Genomic DNA, 18,161 nt, shown 5'->3' on the forward strand with positions numbered 1-18,161 from the left:
CATACGTGCATCGGCGCGACATGGTAGTGCGCACGGCTACGAAATGGGATGTACGTCACATCCCAGTGCGTAGCGTGGTCCGCAAGAACTGCGGGCCACCCCGCATCCACACCGACATTGAGTGAGGAAGATACTGTGACTGCCACCCAATTGAATTCCGAGACCCGTCAGGCCGCGCTCCGTGAAATGAGCGAAGGGGCCGAGTTGGACGTCCTGGTGATCGGCGGTGGCATCACGGGGGCCGGCATCGCGCTGGACGCGGCCACGCGAGGGCTGCGCACCGGCATCGTGGAGGCCCAGGACTGGGCGGGAGGGACGTCCCGCTGGTCGTCCAAGCTGGTCCACGGTGGCCTGCGCTACCTGCAACAGTTCGACTTCAAGCTCGTCACGGAGGCGCTGCACGAACGGGAGCGCCTGCTCTACACGCTGGCTCCCCACCTGGTGAAGCCCGTCCCCTTCCTCTACCCGATCCTGCACCGGTTCTGGGAGCGCCCGTACGTGACGGCGGGCGTCGGTCTCTACGACACCCTGGCCCACGTGGGCTCCAAGGTCGCGTCCATGCCCTTCCACCGTCAGCTCTCGCAGCGCGGCGTGAAGGAGGCGTTCCCCAGCATCAAGCCGGGCGTCATGGTGGGCGCCGTCAAGTACTGGGACGGTCGCGTGGACGATGCCCGTCTGGTGCTGACGCTCATCCGCACGGCCGTGGGCTACGGCGCCCTGGCCGCGACCCGCACGCGAGTCACGGAACTCCTCAAGAACGACGACGGCGCCGTCGTGGGCGCGCGCGTCACGGACCTGGAGGCCGGCACGCAGCACGAGATCCGCGCCCGCAAGGTCATCGCGGCCACCGGCGTGTGGACCGAGGAGACCCAGGACATGGCCCACACGGACGGGGGCCTCAAGGTGCTCGCATCCAAGGGCATCCACATCGTGGTGCCCCGGGACAGGATCCGCGGTGAGGTGGGCCTGATCCTGCAGACCGAGAAATCGGTGCTGTTCGTGATCCCGTGGGAGCACTACTGGATCATCGGCACCACGGACACCCCCTACGAGCAGGACATCTCGGCCCCCGTGGCCACGGCCGCGGACATCGACTACGTACTCGAACACGCGAACGTGGTCCTGGACGAGCCCCTGACCCGGGACGACGTCATGGGCACCTACGCGGGTCTGCGGCCGTTGCTGCAGCCGGGCGTCAAGGAGGGCACGGAAACCGCGTCCACCAAGATCTCCCGCGAGCACACGGTCGCGGAGGCGACGCCGGGGCTGATCTCGATCGCCGGCGGCAAGTTGACCACCTACCGCATCATGGCCCAGGACGCCGTGGACTTCGCACTCGGCAAGGAGCGCGCCAAGATCCTGCCCTCGGTCACCGACCGGACGCTGCTCCACGGTGCCAACGGGTACGTTCCCATGACCCGGCAGGCGGACCGGATCGGCGCACGCCACGGCTGGAGCGACGACATGGTCGACCACCTGTTGAACCGCTACGGATCGGCCATCACGGAGATCGAGGACCTCGTGGCGGAGCAGGAAGATCTGGCCCGGCCGCTCGCGGCGGCGCCCGCCTACCTGCGGGCCGAGGTGGTCCAGGCGGCGCGGCACGAGGGTGTCCTGCACGTCTCGGACGTCTTCGAGACCCGGACCCGGATGTCCTACGACCAGCCCGATCACGGTCTGGCCGCGGTCGAGGAGGTCGCCGATCTGCTCGCCGCCGAACTGGGCTGGGACGACGCCCGTAAGGAGCAGGAGATCCAGGCCTACCGCGCCGTGTGCGCCGCCGAGGACGCCGCCGCGCAGACCACGGACGACGCCTCCGCGGCGGCCGCGCGCAGCGCAGCCCCCTCGCTCAACACTCTGTGACGTAGGCGGGCGTCCCATTCCCGCCGACACCGCTTCCCGGTGGCTCATGCCATGGGGAGGCGGTGTGTCCAAATCACCCAACAACGACACGAACTGCAAGGAGTCAATCCATGACCACTTTGAACGCGATGCTGCCCATGGAGGCGGCGGAAGTGGTACCCCTGGGCACGGTGTTCTGGTCCGAAGTCCTGGGCACCGCACTGCTGACCCTTCTGGGTGTCGGTGTTGTGGCCAACCACCTCCTGGGCAAGACCAAGGGCAATGCCGGCGGCTGGTTGCTCATCAGCTTCGGGTGGGGTCTCGCCGTGTTCGCCGGCGTGTACGTCGCCTGGCAATCGGGCGCCCACCTGAACCCCGCCGTGACGGTCGGCATCTGGGCCTCCGGAGCCGATGTCTACGCGCCGGGGGTGGCCATCACCGCCGCGTCGACCGTGGTCTACCTGGCCGCCGAGTTCCTGGGTGCCTTCCTGGGTGCCGTGGTTTGCTGGATCGCGTACAAGCAGCACTACGACGAGCCGCTGGACCCAGCCGCCAAGCTGGGCACGTTTTCCACCGGACCGGAGATCCGCTCCGCGGGGTGGAACGTTCTGACCGAGGTGATCGCCACGTTCGTCCTGGTCTTCGTCATCCTCATGTTCGGCGGGACCCCCTCCGGCCTGGGCCCCCTGGCCGTGGCGCTGCTCGTGGTCGGGATCGGTGCGAGCCTCGGCGGCCCCACCGGCTACGCGATCAACCCCGCGCGTGACCTGGGCCCTCGCGTCGCCCACGCGATCCTCCCGATCCGAGGTAAGGGTGGTAGCGACTGGGGCTACGCGTGGGTCCCGATCGTGGGTCCCATCCTCGGCGCGCTGCTCGCCGGCGGTGTCTTCCAGTTGTTCCCGGGTGCGGCTTTCTGATCCCCTGAACGCATCCCCATCGATTTCCGCCCCTCGACCCAAGGAGTGAGCACCATGAGCAAGTCAAACACCACCAAGACCGCCCGAGGTACCAGGACCACAGGTTCTGGTGATCCCCAGTACGTGATGGCCATCGATCAGGGCACCACGAGCACCCGCGCCATTGTCTTCGACCATTCCGGCACCATCATGGGTGTGGGCCAGTACGAGCACCAGCAGATCTTCCCTCGCGCCGGGTGGGTCGAACACGATGCACAGGAGATCTGGCGCAACACCCGCCGTTGCGTCGCGGACGCGCTCGCAGAGACCGAGCTGACCAAGGACGATCTCGCCGCGGTGGGTATCACCAACCAGCGCGAGACCACTGTGGTGTGGGACAAAAACACAGGCGAACCCGTGTATAACGCGATCGTGTGGCAGGACACTCGCACGCAGGAGATCGTAGACGAACTCGCCAAGGACGGCGGGGAGGAACGCTTCCGCGAGCTCACGGGTCTGCCCCTGGCCAGCTACTTCGCCGGTCCCAAGGTCAAGTGGATCTTGGACAACGTGGAGGGCGCCCGTGAGCGCGCCGAGGCCGGGGACCTGCTCTTCGGTACGACCGACAGCTGGCTCGTGTGGAACTTGACCGGCGGCTCCGAGGACGGGGTGCACGTCACGGACGTAACGAACGCGTCCCGGACCCTGCTCATGAACATCGACACCCTCGAATGGAACGAGGAGTTGTGCGAGACCGTGGGCGTGCCCATGTCCATGCTCCCGGAGATCCGGTGCAGCAGCGAGGTCTACGGCAAGGGCCGCGCCCGCGGGTTCCTCAAACAGGTCCCGATCGCTGGCATCCTGGGTGACCAGCAGGCGGCCATGTTCGGCCAGACGTGTTTCGAACCCGGCATGGGCAAGAACACCTACGGCACCGGCAGTTTCCTGCTCATGAACGTGGGGGAGACTCCGGTGCGTTCCGAGCACGGATTGATCACCACCGTGTGCTACCAGATCGAGGGCGAGAAGCCGATCTACGCGCTGGAGGGTTCCATCGCGGTCACGGGTTCGCTCGTGCAGTGGGTGCGGGACAACCTGGGGCTGATCCAGGACGCCAAGGAGATCGAGCCGCTCGCGCGCGCGGTCGAGGACAACGGCGGGGCGTACTTCGTCCCCGCGTTCTCGGGTCTGTTCGCACCGCACTGGCGTCCGGACGCCCGCGGCGCCCTGGTGGGGCTCACGCGTTACGTGCGCAAGGAGCACATCGCCCGTGCCGTGCTCGAGGCCACCGCGTACCAGTCCCGTGAGGTGGTCGAGGCCATGAACAAGGACTCCAAGCAGGACCTCACGGAGCTGCGCGTGGACGGTGGCATGACGGCCAACGAGCTGCTCATGCAGTTCCAGGCGGATCAGCTGGGTGTGCCCGTGATCCGGCCGAAGATCACTGAGACCACGGCCCTGGGTGCGGCGTACGCGGCCGGTCTCGCCGTGGGCTTCTGGGCGGACCTCGAGGAGATCTCCCGCAACTGGGCCGAGGAGAAGCGCTGGGACCCCCAGGGGGACCGTGAGCAGCAGGAGAAGCTGTTCCGCAACTGGGGCAAGGCCGTGACCAAGTCGTTCGACTGGGTGAACGAGGACGTGGACTGAATCGGCTATAGTGGACGGTTGGCTGGCACGTCTCGTCGGCGCACTCCCGGGACCCGTGGCACCCTCACGATCCCGCGCGTGCCCGGCGGACGCTAGGTCCGTCGGATTGCGGCTGATCCGCACCTCTCCCGTGGGAACCGATTCCCGCGCCGGAGGCCAGTACCACCCAGAACGGAACGCGGGTCCATCCCGTACGCCGTCGAACCGCATGAAAGGCAAGTTGTGTCCAACAGCTCCAACAGTGTTCGTGTGCGCCGTCAGGTGCGCAAGTCCCGTGCCCTCGGCATCCCGCTGACGCCGAAGGCCGAGAAGTACTTCGAGCGCCGCCCGTACGCTCCCGGTGAGCACGGCCGGGCCCGCCGCAAGCAGGACTCCGACTACAAGGTCCGGCTGATGGAGAAGCAGCGGCTGCGCGCGCAGTACAACATCCGCGAGAAGCAGATGCACCGCGCGTACGTCGAGGCCAAGCGCGTCGAGGGTCAGACCGGTGAGAACCTCATCGCCCTGCTCGAGACCCGTCTTGACGCCCTTGTCCTGCGTGCCGGCTTCGTCCGCACGATGGCCGCCGCCCGCCAGGCCGTGGTGCACCGCCACATCATGGTGGACGGTCAGCGCGTGGACCGCCCCTCGTACCGCGTGCGCCCGGGCCAGACGGTCCACGTGCACCCGCGTTCCGAGAAGATGGTCCCGTTCCAGATCGCCGCGACCGGCGCCAACCAGGATGTCCTCCCGGACACCCCGGCCTACCTGGACGTCGCGATCGACCGTCTGCAGGCCAAGCTCACGCGCAAGCCGCAGCGTTCCGAGGTCCCCGTGACCTGCGAGGAACAGCTCGTGGTGGAGTACTACGCACGGATGGTCTGATCCTCCGTGCCCTCCGTCGCCCGTGTCACGGGTGACGGGTGACGAGCGAACAGCCCGCGGCCCTCGGCTGCGGGCTGTTCGCATCCCGGGGACGACGGCGCACGGGCACACCGGGCCCGGTGGCGCCGGATTCCCCGTTGCACCCGGGTTCTTGGGTAGAGTTGCGCTTCGGTCGGTCTTGCGCGCGGGTCCGACCCTGATCTCGAAGTAGGAACGGAGTTGTGGTCGCCCATGGACGGTGGGGATATCGCCGGATTGCTCGCGGCATTGGTCTTCGCGGTGCTCGTGGGGTTGCTCGCGGTGCCCATCATCAAGCTAGGTCGTGTCTTCGATGAACTGCGCCTGAGCATCCGCTCCATCAACGACGGCACCGCCCCGCTGATCGACGAGGTCACGCGCACCGTGGCCACCACCAACACCCAGCTCGAGAAGGTGGACGGAATCACGTCCAACGTCTCGGACGCCTCCGCCAATGTCTCCGCACTGTCCTCCCTCGTGGCCTCCACGGTGGGGCAGCCGCTGATCAAGGTCGCGTCCTTCTCCCACGGGCTGCGCCGCGCGTTCAGCCCCCAGGCCGGTGCCCAGACCCGGCCTGGCCCCCATACCGAGCCCGGTGCCGCGTCCGGTGGCGCAGCGACCGGCACGACCACCGGGTCCACGGACGCGCACGCCGCAGGCCGTGCGCCCGGGCCCACGGACACCAGGAGCTGAGCATGGGTTTGTGGTCCAAACTCGCACTGCTCGCCGCGGGCGCCGTGGTGGGCGGAGCGGCCACACGCGTGGCCTCCGACCCCGCCGCACGCGAGGCGATCGGGCGGCAGGTGCAGAGCGGCACCCAGGGTGCGGTGGCCCGCCACGGCTCCGAGGGCGCCGTCGAACGCCGCGCGAGCGGGAGCGCCGTGGAGCTCTTCCGCACCGCCGCGCGGCGGTTCCAGGACTTCGCCGCCCGGGTGCGCGCGGGGATGAACGAACGCGAGGCCGAGCTGCACGAGAAGTTCGGCGTGCGCACGCCCGTGGACCACACCGCGAACCACCCGGACGCCCCGCACCACGCCGCACCACCGCCGGATGCCCCGTGGCGGGCGGACACCGCCCACGAACCGGGCCCCGCACCGGGCGACCCCCGGGGTCGGATCATCACACACGTCCCATCGGAAGGGAATGACCGGTAATGCTCTCCCATGAGATCACACAGCGCTGGCTAAGCTACTTCGAGGGCAAGGGCCACCAGGTGGTGCCCTCGGCCTCGCTGGTGTCGCAGCAGCCCGGAGCCATGTTCACCATTGCCGGTATGGTCCCGTTCATCCCGTACTTCCTGGGCCAGGAGACGCCCCCGTACTCGCGGGCCACCTCGGTGCAGAAGTGCATCCGCACCCTCGACATCGATGAGGTCGGCAAGACCGCCCGGCACGGCACGTTCTTCCAGATGGCCGGGAACTTCTCCTTCGGTGACTACTTCAAGTCCGGCGCGATCCCCATGGCGTGGGAGCTGCTGACCTCCTCGCTCGAGGACGGCGGCTTTGGGCTGGACCCGGAGCGGTTGTGGGTCACCGTGTACGAGGGGGACCAGGAGTCCTACGACCTGTGGCACGACACCGTGGGGCTGCCCTCCGAGCGGATCCAGCGCATGGGCCGGGACGAGAACTACTGGGACACCGGCCAGCCGGGCCCCGCGGGTCCCGACTCCGAGATCTTCTACGACCGCGGTCCGCGCTACGGCCAGGACGGCGGTCCGGCCGTGGACGACGAGCGGTTCATCGAGATCTGGAACCTCGTGTTCATGCAGTACCAGCGTGGCGAGGGCAACGGCAAGGACTACGAGATCCTGGGGGACCTGCCCCAGAAGAACATCGACACCGGTCTCGGCGTGGAGCGAATGGCCATGCTGCTGCAGGGCGTGGAGAACTTCTACGAGACGGACCAGGTCCGCCCCGTGCTCGACGCCGCCGCCGAACTGTCCGGTCGCGCCTACCGCGGCGCGGAGAAGCCGGGGGAGCAGGGCTACGAGGACGACGTCCGCATGCGCGTCGTCGCCGACCACGTGCGCTCCTCGCTCATGCTGATCGCGGACGGTGTCACGCCGGGCAACGAGGGCCGCGGGTACATCCTGCGCCGCTTGTTGCGCCGCGCGGTGCGCGCGATGCGCCTGCTCGGGGTGACGGACCCTTGTCTGCCCGTGCTGCTGCCGCGCTCTCGCGACGCGATGAAGGGCGTCTACCCCGTGGTCGCGGATGACTTCGAACGGATCTCCAAGATCGCGTACGCCGAGGAACGCGCGTTCCTCAAGACCATCGAGTCGGGCACCACCCGCCTCGAGCACGCCGTGGAGCTCGCCAAGGGCGAGAAGCGCGCACTAAGCGGCGCGGACGCGTTCGCGCTGCACGACACGTTCGGTTTCCCCATCGACCTGACCCTGGAGATGGCCGGCGAGGCGGGCGTGGCCGTGGACGAGCGGGCCTTCCGTGAGCTCATGGCCGAGCAGCGTGAGCGGGCCCAGCAGGACGCGCGCGCCAAGAAGGGCGCCATGGCGGACCTGTCCGAACTGCGCCGCCTGTTGGACGACCACGGCAGCCGGTTCACGGGCTACACCGAGCTCGTGACCCCCACGACCGTGCGCGCGATCCTCGCCGACGGTGTCCCGGTGCCCGCGGCGAGCGAGGGCGCGCGCGTGGAGGTCGTACTCGAGGCCACGCCGTTCTACGCCGAGTCCGGTGGCCAGGCCGCCGACACCGGCGTGATCGACTCCGCGGACGGGCTGCGCCTGACCGTGGAGGACGTCCAGCAACCCGTCAAGGGACTGTCCGTGCACCGGGTCACCGTGGCCGCGGGCCAGGTCGTCACGGGTGACGAGGTCACCGCGCGCGTGGACTCGCGGCGCCGTCACGACGGCGAGGCCGCCCACTCGGGCACGCACGTGATCCACGCGGCGCTGCACGACGTGTTGGGTCCCGACGCCGTGCAGCGCGGGTCGTTCAACAAGGAGGGTTACCTGCGCTTCGACTTCTCCCACGGGGAGGCCCTCACGCCGTCCCAGGTGCAGGAGATCGAACAGATCGCCAACACCGCGATCCGGGACGACTTCGAGGTCGTGACCCGCGAGATGCCGCTCGCCGAGGCCAAGAAGCTCGGGGCGATGTCCCTGTTCGGTGAGAAGTACGGGGACGAGGTGCGCGTGGTCGAGATGAACGGCCCGTGGTCACGTGAACTGTGCGGTGGCACGCACGTGGGCTCCACGTCCCAGCTCGGCTCGCTGTCCCTGGTCTCGGAGCAGTCCGTGGGCTCGGGCAACCGCCGTGTGGAGGCGCTCGTGGGGTTGAATTCGTTCAACCACCTGGCCGCCGAGCGCACCCTGGTCAACCAGCTCACGGGCATGCTCAAGGTCCAGTCCAGCGCCGAACTGCCCGAGCGCCTCGCCGCGACGCTCGAGAAGCTCAAGGAGACCGAGCGCCAGCTCGCGGGGCTGCGCCAGCAGCAGCTGCAGGCGCAGGCCGGCCAGCTCGCGCAGGACGCGCAGACCGTGGGCTCCGTGCGCGCCGTCCTGCACGACGCCGGTGAGATCGCCTCGGCGGACGCCCTGCGCACCCTCGCGCTCGACCTGCGCGCCCGTCTGGGATCCGACGCCGCCGTGGCCGCGGTGACCGGTGTCGCGAACGGGCGCCCGCTCGTCGTCGTCGCCGTCAACGACGCCGCTCGCGACGCCGGCCTGGCCGCGGGCCAGCTCGTGCGCACCGCAGCCACCGCGCTCGGTGGTGGCGGGGGCGGAAAGCCGGACGTGGCCCAGGGCGGCGGTTCCGACCCGGCCCGCATCCCCGACGCGCTGGCCGGGATCCGCGAGCAGATCCTGGCCACGGCGGGCTGATGCCGCAACCCTTCGCACGCGGTGTGCGCATGGGCGTGGACGTGGGGACGGTCAGGGTCGGTATCGCCCTGACCGACCCCGACGCCGTGCTCGCGACCCCGCACGACACCCTCGGGCGGGACAGCAACCCCCGTAAGGCCTTCGATGTGAAGATCATCACCCGGTTGTGCGAGGAACGGGACGTGGTGACCGTCTACGTGGGGCTGCCGCGCAGCCTCGACGGCGGTGAGAATGCCTCGACGCGGATGGCTCGTGATTACGCGGCCTCACTGGTTCGTCGGTTAGGCTCACGGGGGTGCGCCACAGCGGTGCGCCTGGTGGACGAGCGGTTGTCCACGGTGAGCGCGCACCGGTCGCTGTCGGACTCGGGTGTGTCACGACGTCATCACATGGACAGGGTCGATCAGGCCGCCGCGGTGACGTTCCTGCAGACGGCGGTGGACCAGGGGCGGCGGACCGGTACGGAACCGGGCGAACCCGTCCCGGACCGGGCTGCTGATTAGAGTTGACCGTGCGGGCGGTGATCCTGGCCCGCAGCACCCCCATATGTGCACCATGAACGGCGGACGGAGAGAATTCGTGAGCAGAGAGCCGCGGGAGACCGGCATCGGTGACGGACAGGGCCACCGGTCCGACGGTGACGTGCTGACCTCTTCGAACGACGCGGGGGAATCCCGCCTGGCGGGGGCCTTCGAACACCACGACGTGACCCCGGAACAGCGGCAGCGCCGCAAGGTCCGTTCGCGCGCGTCCCTGGCCACGGCGATCGCGCTGTTCATCGCGGCTCTGGTCGTGGTCGTGGCCGTCCTGGGGTCCGCGTTCGGTCTGTTCGAACGCAAGGACTACCGCGGTTCCGGGGACCAGGACGTCACGTTCTCCGTGGCGGACGGCAGTTCCACGGGACAGATCGCCCAGGACCTGCAGGCGCAGGACATCGTAGCCAACGCCTCCCACTTCGTCTCCACCTTCCAGCAGCGCTACCCAGAGCAGTTCATCCAGCCCGGGGAGTACCAGCTCAAGACCCGCATGAGCTCTGACGCCGCCATCGACGCCCTCATGGAACGGGGGGAGGCCACCCACTATGCGGCCATCCCCAAGACCCAGCGCAAGGGGGACACGTTCGCGGCCCTGAGCCAGGCCACCGGGATCGACAAGTCCGAGTTCGAGAAGCTCGCCACGGACAAGGCCAAGTTCGGCATCCCGGACCGCTTCCCCGACCTGGAGGGCTGGCTGCACCCGGGGGAGTACCACTTCCCGCTCGACGCCACCGCGGAGCAGATCCTGCAGGAAATGGTGGACCGCACCAAGGACACGCTGTCCAAGAACAACGTCCCCGAGGACCGCTGGTTCGAGGTGCTCACGATCGGCTCCATCGTGGAGTTCGAGGGCACGCCCCAGGTCTACCGTTCCGTGGCCGGGGCGATCGAGAACCGGATCAACAACCCGAACGGCGAGACCAGCGGCTTCATCCAGTCGGATGCCTCCGTGACCTACGGGCTCGGCAAGACCACCGTGCACCTTACTGACGAGGAGAAGCGGGACAAGTCCAATCCGTACAACACGTACGCGAACCCGGGCCTGCCCGTGGGTCCCATCGGGTCCCCGAGCGACGACGCGATCGCCGCAGCGGCGAACCCCGAGAAGAACGACTACTACTACTGGGTAACGGTGAACCTCGACACCGGTGAGACCAAGTTCTCCAAGACGTACGAGGAGCACCAGCGCTACGTGCAGGAGTACCAGCAGTGGTGCTCGGACAACCCCGGTAAGTGCTCCTGAGGGGCGCGCGATGACGCGATCCTCCGTGCGGGCAGCGGTGCTGGGGCACCCCGTGGGCCACTCTCTGTCCCCGGTGCTGCACGCGGCCGCCTACGAGGCCCTGGGGCTCACGGCGCACTACACGCGCCGGGACGTGCCCGTGGGCGAATGGGACACCTTCTGGGCGGACGCCCGGGCTGCGGGGGACTGGGGCGGGTTCTCGGTCACCATGCCCCTGAAACCCCTCGCCGCCCGAGACGCCGACCGGGTCACCCCGCTCGTGCGGGCGCTCGGCGTGGCCAACACACTCACGTTCGAGGACGACGGACGCGTGGTCGCGGACAACACAGATGTCATGGGCATCATGTCCGCCGTGAGCGCGGCCGGCGCGATCCCGGAGACCCCGCGCGCCGTCGTGCTCGGCGGAGGGGCCACCGCCAGCGCGGCCGTCGCGGCCCTGCACGGGCTCGGGGCCGAGACGGTGGACGTCGTCGTGCGGACACCCTCGCGCGCACGGACCCTCGATGCCGTGGCGCGGGCGGTGGGCACCGAGGTGCGCACCGTGGCGTGGGAGTACGCCGCCGAGGCACTGCACACCGCGGACGTGGTCGTGGCGACCTTGCCCCCGCGCGGTGCGGACGAGCTCGCGTTGCAGTGGCGCGCCCAGGCGCCGTCGGTGTCCGGCGTGCTGCTCGACGCCGCGTACGACCCGTGGCCCTCACGGCTGGCGTCTGCATGGCAGGACGCGGGGGGCGCGATCGCCCCCGGTGTCGATATGCTGATCTTCCAGGCCGTGGATCAGGTCCGCTGGTTCACGCAGGGCGATCCCCTCGCGGCGATACCGCACGAGGACAGGGTGACCGCGGCCATGTGTCGCGCGGTGGGACGGCCCGAACGTGGCATCCCGCAGCGCGTGCGCATCGCGCAGGCCACACGACTCGCGCCGTGACCCGGCGCGCGTGCCGCCCGGGCCGGGGCGCACGACCGAGCGAGACGAATTGACCGCGGGGCGTGGACCCCGGGCGAGAACTGGAGTGTTTTGATGTTGCGTTGGCTCACGGCCGGGGAATCACACGGTGAGGCGCTCGTGGGGATCATCGAAGGTGTCCCCGCCGGTGTGGAACTGACCACCGGGATGATCCAGGACGCGCTGGCCCGGCGCCGGCTCGGGTACGGCCGCGGCGCCCGCATGAAATTCGAACAGGACCGCGTGCGCATCCTGGGCGGGGTCCGCCACGGGCTCACGCAGGGCGGGCCGGTCGCGATCGAGATCGCCAACACGGAGTGGCCCAAGTGGCAGGACGTCATGAGCTCCGACCCGGTGGATCCCGCGGTGCTCGAGGGCCGGGCCCGCAACGCGCCCCTGACCCGCCCGCGCCCCGGTCACGCGGACCTCACCGGCATGCAGAAGTACGACTTCGCCGAGGCCCGCCCCGTGCTCGAACGGGCGTCGGCCCGAGAGACGGCCACGCGCGTGGCGCTCGGTGTCGTGGCCTCCCAGGTCCTCGCGGCCCTCGGGGTGCGGCTCGTGTCCCACACGACCGCGATCGCGGAAGTGTCGGTGCCCGAGGGCGCCGCGCTGCCCGGCCCGGACGACGTCGCCGCGCTGGACGCCGATCCGCTGCGCTGCTTCGACGCCGGGACCTCCGAGGCCATGGTGGCCGCGGTGGACGAGGCGCACAAGGCGGGGGAGACCCTGGGTGGCGTCGTCGAGGTGCTCGCCGAGGGCCTGCCCCCGGGACTCGGCTCGTACGTGCACTGGGACCGACGCCTGGACGCGCGCCTGGCTGGGGCCCTGATGGGCATCCAGGCCATCAAGGGCGTGGAGGTCGGGGACGGGTTCCGTACCGCCGCGCGCCCGGGCTCCGCGGCCCACGACGAGACGCTGGCTGCCGACGGGACCGTGCACCGGGTCTCCAATCGCGCCGGCGGCATCGAGGGCGGCATGTCGATCGGTGACCTGTTGCGCGTGCGTGCCGCGATGAAGCCCATTGCCACGGTCCCGCGCTCGCTGCACACCGTGGACGTAGCCACGGGTGAACCCGCCCGCGCCCACCATCAACGCTCGGACGTGTGTGCGGTACCCGCGGCCGGCGTGGTGGCCGAGGCCATGGTCGCGCTCGTGCTCGCCCAGGCCGCCCTCGAGAAGTTCGGCGGCGACTCGATCACCGAGACGGTACGCAACAAGGACGCCTACCTCGCGAGGATCCCCGCCAACCTGCGCACGTCCCCCGAGCTCGCGGACCCCGCCGCGCTGGCCGCCCTGGACGAGGTGCGCGGGGACCTGGCGTGACGCGCCCCGCCCTGCCCGTGGTGCTGATCGGGCCGATGGCGGCGGGCAAGTCCCACGTGGCACAGCACCTCGCGGAGCACTACGGGTTGCCCCACGTGGACACCGATCGCGTGATCGAGTCCCGCTACGGACCCATCCCTCGGTTGTTCCGCGCCCGCGGGGAGGCCGAGTTCCGCCGGATCGAGGCGCAGGTCGTCGCCGAGTTGCTCGATGACCCCGACACTGCCGGGTGCGTGATCTCCCTGGGCGGGGGCGCACCCATGTCCCCGCTCGTGCAGCCGCTGCTGGCCGGGCACACGGTCGCATACCTGGAGGTGGACCTGGACACCGTCCGTCCGCGGATCAAGGGCAACACGACCCGCCCCATGCTCCAACCGGATCCCGAGGCCCGCTGGAGCCAGATCATGGCCGAGCGCCGCGAGACCTTCGAACGCCTCGCGACCATCCGGCTCGACGGCGCCGCGCCGCGCACCGTGGCGCAGATCGCCCGTGAGCTCTACCTCGCGCTGGGCGAACCGATCGCGCAGCCGCGCGGAAAGGAACACACCGCATGAGTGATCCCGTCAGCATCCCCGTCCACGGCGGTCCCGACAACCGCTACGACGTCCTCGTGGGCAACGGCCTGTTGGACCGCGTGCCCGAACTGCTGGGCGAGCGCGTCAAGAAGGTGCTCATCATCCACCCCCGCGCGCTGCGCGCCACGGGTGACGTGGTGCAGCAGAACCTCTCCGCCGTCGGGATCCAGAGCTTCGTGGCCGAGATCCCGGACGCTGAGGAGGGCAAGCGCGTGGAGGTCGCGGCGTTCTGCTGGCAGATCATGGGCCAGTCGGACTTCACGCGCACGGACGCCGTGGTCTCCGTGGGCGGCGGCGCCGTGACGGACCTCGCCGGTTTCGTGGCCGCCACGTGGTTGCGCGGGGTGCGCGTGATCCACCTGCCCACCACGCTGCTGGGCATGGTGGACGCCGCCGTGGGCGGGAAGACCGGGATCAACACCGCCGAGGGCAAGAACCTCGTGGGAGCATTCCACCCACCGGCGGCGGTCGTGTGCGATCTGGACTCGTTGCAGACCCTGCCGCAGAACGAGCTGCTCACGGGCATGGCCGAGGTGGTCAAGTGCGGGTTCATCGCGGACCCGCGCATCCTCGAGCTGATCCGGGAGAACCCGCAGGAGGTGCGGGACGCGGCGTCACCCGTGGTGCGCGAGCTGATCGAGCGCGGGATCCGGGTCAAGGCCGAGGTCGTCTCCTCGGACCTGAAGGAATCCGGGCGGCGCGAATACCTTAACTACGGCCACACGCTGGGGCACGCGATCGAGCACAACGAGCGTTACCAGTGGCGCCACGGCGCGGCGGTGTCGGTGGGCATGGTCTTCGCGGCGGAACTCGGGCGCGCGGCCGGGTCGTTGTCCGACGACGTGGTGCACGAGCACCGCGAGATCCTCACGTCCCTGGGGCTGCCCGTGACGTATCGCGCGGACCAGTGGCCCCGGTTGCTCGAGGTCATGAAGCGGGACAAGAAGACCCGCGGCAACCTGTTGCGCTTCGTGGTGCTGGACCGGATCGCCGCCCCGCGGATCATGGAGGTCCCGGACCCCGCGATCCTCTTCGCGTGCTACCAGGAGATCGCGGAGTGAGCCCGCGCGGACGGCACGGCGAGCGCCGTCGTCCGCGCCCCTGAGCACTGCTCGGCTGGCACGGCGAGCGGGCGCACGCGGTAGACTGGTCCGGCTCCACGCGCCCCGCCGCCGTGCGGCGACGTTCCCGACGAGAAAGTGACACCGTGGCAACCAGCAACGACATCAAGAACGGCACCATCCTCAAGCTCGACGGCAACCTCTGGCAGACCATCGAGTTCCAGCACGTCAAGCCCGGGAAGGGTGGCGCGTTCGTGCGCACCAAGCTGCGCAACGTGACCAGCGGCAAGGTGGTGGACAAGACGTTCAATGCCGGTGCCAAGATCGAGACCGCCACGGTGGATCGCAGCGAGTACCAGTACCTGTACCAGGACGGCGAGGACTACGTCTTCATGGACAACTCCACGTACGACCAGATCACGGTGCCGGCCGCCGTCGTGGGGGACGCCGCGAACTTCATGCTCGAGAACCAGAACGTGACCGTGGCCATGCACGAGGGCGCGCCCCTGTACATCGAGATGCCGCCGTCGGTCGTGCTCGAGATCACCTACACCGAGCCGGGTCTGCAGGGTGACCGCTCCACGGGCGGCACCAAGCCCGCCACGGTCGAGACCGGCTACCAGATCCAGGTCCCGCTGTTCCTCGAGCAGGGCACCAAGGTCAAGGTCGACACTCGCACCGGTGACTACCTGGGACGCGTCAACGAGTGAGCGGCGCCCGGAGCAAGGCCCGGATCCGCGCCGTCGAGATCCTGTTCGAGGCCGAACAACGTAACGAATCCGTCCGGGACGCCTTGGTGCGGCGGCGGGAGAACTCCTCCTCGCCCATCAACCCGTACACGGTGGACATCCTCGAGGGCGTCCACGACCGGCGCGAGGACATCGACGAGTTCCTGGAGACCTACTCCCAGGGCTGGGAGCTGGACCGGATGCCGGCGGTGGACCGCAACGTGCTGCGCGTGGGGGCATGGGAGCTGCTGTACAACTCGGAGATCCCGGACGGCGTGGCCGTCGCGGAGGCGGTGGCCGTGGCCCGGCAGCTGTCCACGGACGATTCGCCTCGCTTCGTCAACGGGCTGCTGGGGCGGCTGCAGAAGGTCAAGCCCTCCCTGCTCGACGACTGAACCTACCCCGGTCCGTGCTCGCCACGGGCCGGGGTTTTTCGTGTGGTAGCTTCGACTACGGATCGCACCCTTTAAGTCCGTCCGGTGAGGCGGGGAAGGAGGCGGCACGTGAACGTGCCCGAACACGCCGAGCAGTCACCGCGGAGCATGACGTCCCGCGTAATTCTCTCGACACCCGACATCGACCGGGCCCTGTCCCGGATCGCCCACGAGATCCTCGAGTCCAACAAGGGCTCCCGGGGTCTCGTGCTGCTGGGGATCGCCCGTCGCGGCTACCCCTTGGCCCAGCGGTTGGCCGCCAAGCTCGAGCAGATCGACCCCGACTTCCACGCGCAACAGAGCACGGGTCAGCTCGACATCACGATGTACCGCGACGACCTGCGGCGTCATCCCGCGCGCACCCCGCAACCCACGGTGATCCCGGGCTCCGGGATCGACGGGCGCACCCTGGTGCTCGTGGACGACGTCCTGTTCTCGGGGCGCACGATCCGCGCGGCCCTGGACGCCCTCGTGGACGTGGGACGCCCCAACGCGGTGCGCCTGGCCGTGCTCGTGGACCGTGGCCACCGCGAGCTGCCCATCCGCGCGGATCACGTGGGCAAGAACCTGCCCACGTCCTCCCACGAGAAGGTCCGTGTGCTGCTGCGCGAGTCCGATCCCCAGCCGCGCGCGAGGGGTCACGAGGACTGCGTGATCATCGACTCGCCGGTGGTCTCCGACGATGACGTCGCCCGCGCCCCCGGTACCGCCGGGAAGGGGCCGCGCGTATGAAGCACCTGCTGACGACCAACGAGCTGAGCTACCCCGAGGCAGTGCGGATCCTGGACACCGCGGACCAGATGGCCGCCGTGTCCTCGCGCTCGGTCAAGAAACTGCCCGCCCTGCGTGGGCGCACCGTGGTCAACCTGTTCTTCGAGGACTCCACGCGCACGCGGATCTCGTTCGAGACCGCGGCCAAACGGCTCAGCGCGGACGTGATCAACTTCTCCGCCAAGGGCTCCTCGGTGTCCAAGGGCGAGTCGCTCAAGGACACCGCACAGACGCTCATGGCCATGAGCGCGGACGCCGTGGTGATCCGTCACGCGTCCTCCGGCGCCCCGCAGCAGCTCGCGGACTCCGGGTGGATCGACGCCGCGGTGATCAACGCCGGGGACGGCAAGCACGCGCACCCCACCCAGGCCCTGCTCGACGCCATGACCCTGCGCCGCGTGCGCTCGCGGGCCACGGGCATGGCGAGCACCGGGATGGACCTCGAGGGGATGCACGTGGTGATCGTGGGGGACGTGCTGCACTCCCGCGTGGCCCGCTCCAACGTGTGGTTGCTCACGACCCTGGGCGCACGCGTCACGCTCGTGGCCCCGCCCACCCTGGTCCCCGTGGCCATGGACGACTGGCCGTGCGAGGTCGGCTACGACCTGGACGCCGTGCTGGCCGAGGCCCCGGACGCCGTGATGATGCTGCGGTTGCAGCGTGAGCGCATGAACGCCGCGTTCTTCCCGAGCGAGGCCGAGTACACGCGCGGCTGGGGGCTCACGTCCCAGCGCGTGCAGCGCCTCGAGCACATGGGTGCGCCCACGGTGTTCATGCACCCCGGGCCCATGAACCGCGGCCTGGAGATCTCCTCAGAGGCCGCCGACTCCCCGCGCTCCACCGTGTTGGAGCAGGTGGCCAACGGTGTGGCCGTGCGGATGGCCGTGTTGTTCCTATTGCTCTCCGGCGACGAGAGCTCCCCGTACCCGAGCGAGAACTGAGGTGGCCCGCATGAGCTCCTACCTGATCAGCAATGCCCGCCCCGAGGGCGGTGAGCCCGCGGACCTGTTGCTCACGGACGGGGTGATCGCCGCCGTGGGGCCCGTGGGCACCCTGGACGTGCCCGAGGGCACGGACGTGATCGACGCCGCCGGCGCCGTGGCCCTTCCGGGTCTCGTGGACATGCACACCCACCTGCGCGAACCGGGTCACGAGGACGCCGAGACCGTGGAGACCGGAACGCGTGCGGCGGCCCGCGGCGGGTTCACCGCGGTGTTCGCGATGGCCAACTCCCACCCCGTGGCGGACACCGCCGGCGTGGTCGAGCAGGTGTGGCAGCTGGGCCGCGACGCAGGCTGGGCGGACGTTCACCCGGTGGGCGCGGTCACGGTGGGGCTCGAGGGCACGCAGCTGTCCGAGATCCGCGCGATGGCGGAGTCCCGCGCGGGTGTACGGATGTTCTCCGACGACGGCAAGTGCGTCCACGACCCCGT

The 18,161-nt window shown here is 69.6% G+C and carries 18 protein-coding genes; all 18 read left to right on the forward strand.

Annotated features, from left to right (window positions below; all coding sequences use genetic code 11):
- Positions 1-135 precede the first annotated feature (135 nt).
- Positions 136-1,863 (forward strand): glycerol-3-phosphate dehydrogenase/oxidase, encoded by a 1,728-nt coding sequence (locus B3I25_RS02805; RefSeq protein WP_064845894.1) that lies wholly within the window; start codon positions 136-138, stop codon positions 1,861-1,863.
- Positions 1,864-2,024: 161 nt separating this feature from the next.
- On the forward strand, positions 2,025-2,759 hold the full coding sequence (locus B3I25_RS02810; protein WP_064845912.1) for an MIP/aquaporin family protein: 735 nt from the start codon (positions 2,025-2,027) through the stop codon (positions 2,757-2,759).
- 126 nt (positions 2,760-2,885) lie between these two features.
- Entirely contained in the window at positions 2,886-4,385 is a 1,500-nt protein-coding gene (gene glpK / locus B3I25_RS02815) for a glycerol kinase GlpK (protein WP_179861322.1), read from the forward strand.
- A gap of 222 nt (positions 4,386-4,607) precedes the next feature.
- Positions 4,608-5,249 (forward strand): 30S ribosomal protein S4, encoded by a 642-nt coding sequence (rpsD, locus tag B3I25_RS02820; RefSeq protein WP_064845892.1) that lies wholly within the window; start codon positions 4,608-4,610, stop codon positions 5,247-5,249.
- A gap of 231 nt (positions 5,250-5,480) precedes the next feature.
- Positions 5,481-5,960 (forward strand): DUF948 domain-containing protein, encoded by a 480-nt coding sequence (locus B3I25_RS02825; RefSeq protein ID WP_064845891.1) that lies wholly within the window; start codon positions 5,481-5,483, stop codon positions 5,958-5,960.
- 2 nt (positions 5,961-5,962) lie between these two features.
- Positions 5,963-6,421 carry a hypothetical protein gene (locus B3I25_RS02830; protein WP_064845890.1) on the forward strand — a complete coding sequence of 153 codons (459 nt, stop codon included), beginning with the start codon at positions 5,963-5,965 and terminating at the stop codon, positions 6,419-6,421.
- Positions 6,421-9,108 (forward strand): alanine--tRNA ligase, encoded by a 2,688-nt coding sequence (alaS, locus tag B3I25_RS02835; protein WP_286737740.1) that lies wholly within the window; start codon positions 6,421-6,423, stop codon positions 9,106-9,108. The genes B3I25_RS02830 and alaS overlap by 1 nt, the downstream gene beginning before the upstream one ends.
- Complete coding sequence (ruvX, locus tag B3I25_RS02840) at positions 9,108-9,611, forward strand: Holliday junction resolvase RuvX (protein WP_064845888.1); 504 nt, start codon at positions 9,108-9,110, stop codon at positions 9,609-9,611. The genes alaS and ruvX overlap by 1 nt, the downstream gene beginning before the upstream one ends.
- 76 nt (positions 9,612-9,687) lie before the next feature.
- Positions 9,688-10,887 (forward strand): endolytic transglycosylase MltG, encoded by a 1,200-nt coding sequence (mltG, locus tag B3I25_RS02845; RefSeq protein ID WP_286737742.1) that lies wholly within the window; start codon positions 9,688-9,690, stop codon positions 10,885-10,887.
- Positions 10,888-10,897: 10 nt separating this feature from the next.
- Positions 10,898-11,815 carry a shikimate dehydrogenase family protein gene (locus B3I25_RS02850; protein ID WP_098053480.1) on the forward strand — a complete coding sequence of 306 codons (918 nt, stop codon included), beginning with the start codon at positions 10,898-10,900 and terminating at the stop codon, positions 11,813-11,815.
- A 93-nt stretch (positions 11,816-11,908) separates the two neighbouring features.
- Positions 11,909-13,159, forward strand: a complete 1,251-nt coding sequence (aroC, locus tag B3I25_RS02855; RefSeq protein ID WP_064845885.1) for a chorismate synthase — start codon at positions 11,909-11,911, stop codon at positions 13,157-13,159.
- On the forward strand, positions 13,156-13,713 hold the full coding sequence (locus tag B3I25_RS02860) for a shikimate kinase (RefSeq protein WP_064845884.1): 558 nt from the start codon (positions 13,156-13,158) through the stop codon (positions 13,711-13,713). Before aroC ends, B3I25_RS02860 begins: the two co-directional genes overlap by 4 nt.
- Positions 13,710-14,795 (forward strand): 3-dehydroquinate synthase, encoded by a 1,086-nt coding sequence (gene aroB / locus B3I25_RS02865; protein WP_064845883.1) that lies wholly within the window; start codon positions 13,710-13,712, stop codon positions 14,793-14,795. Before B3I25_RS02860 ends, aroB begins: the two co-directional genes overlap by 4 nt.
- 146 nt (positions 14,796-14,941) lie before the next feature.
- Positions 14,942-15,505: an elongation factor P gene (gene efp, locus B3I25_RS02870; RefSeq protein WP_064845882.1), complete on the forward strand. Its 564-nt coding sequence runs from the start codon at positions 14,942-14,944 to the stop codon at positions 15,503-15,505.
- Positions 15,502-15,918: a transcription antitermination factor NusB gene (gene nusB, locus B3I25_RS02875; RefSeq protein ID WP_064845881.1), complete on the forward strand. Its 417-nt coding sequence runs from the start codon at positions 15,502-15,504 to the stop codon at positions 15,916-15,918. The genes efp and nusB overlap by 4 nt, the downstream gene beginning before the upstream one ends.
- A 108-nt stretch (positions 15,919-16,026) precedes the next feature.
- Entirely contained in the window at positions 16,027-16,689 is a 663-nt protein-coding gene (gene pyrR, locus B3I25_RS02880; protein ID WP_286737745.1) for a bifunctional pyr operon transcriptional regulator/uracil phosphoribosyltransferase PyrR, read from the forward strand.
- Positions 16,686-17,669: an aspartate carbamoyltransferase catalytic subunit gene (locus tag B3I25_RS02885; RefSeq protein WP_064845879.1), complete on the forward strand. Its 984-nt coding sequence runs from the start codon at positions 16,686-16,688 to the stop codon at positions 17,667-17,669. The genes pyrR and B3I25_RS02885 overlap by 4 nt, the downstream gene beginning before the upstream one ends.
- 10 nt (positions 17,670-17,679) lie before the next feature.
- Positions 17,680-18,161: amidohydrolase family protein (locus B3I25_RS02890; protein WP_286737747.1), on the forward strand; the 482-nt coding region annotated here is incomplete at its 3' end.

The sequence above is a fragment of the Kocuria sp. UBA1838 genome (assembly GCF_002338785.1).
GTDB classification, from domain to species: domain Bacteria; phylum Actinomycetota; class Actinomycetes; order Actinomycetales; family Micrococcaceae; genus Kocuria; species Kocuria marina.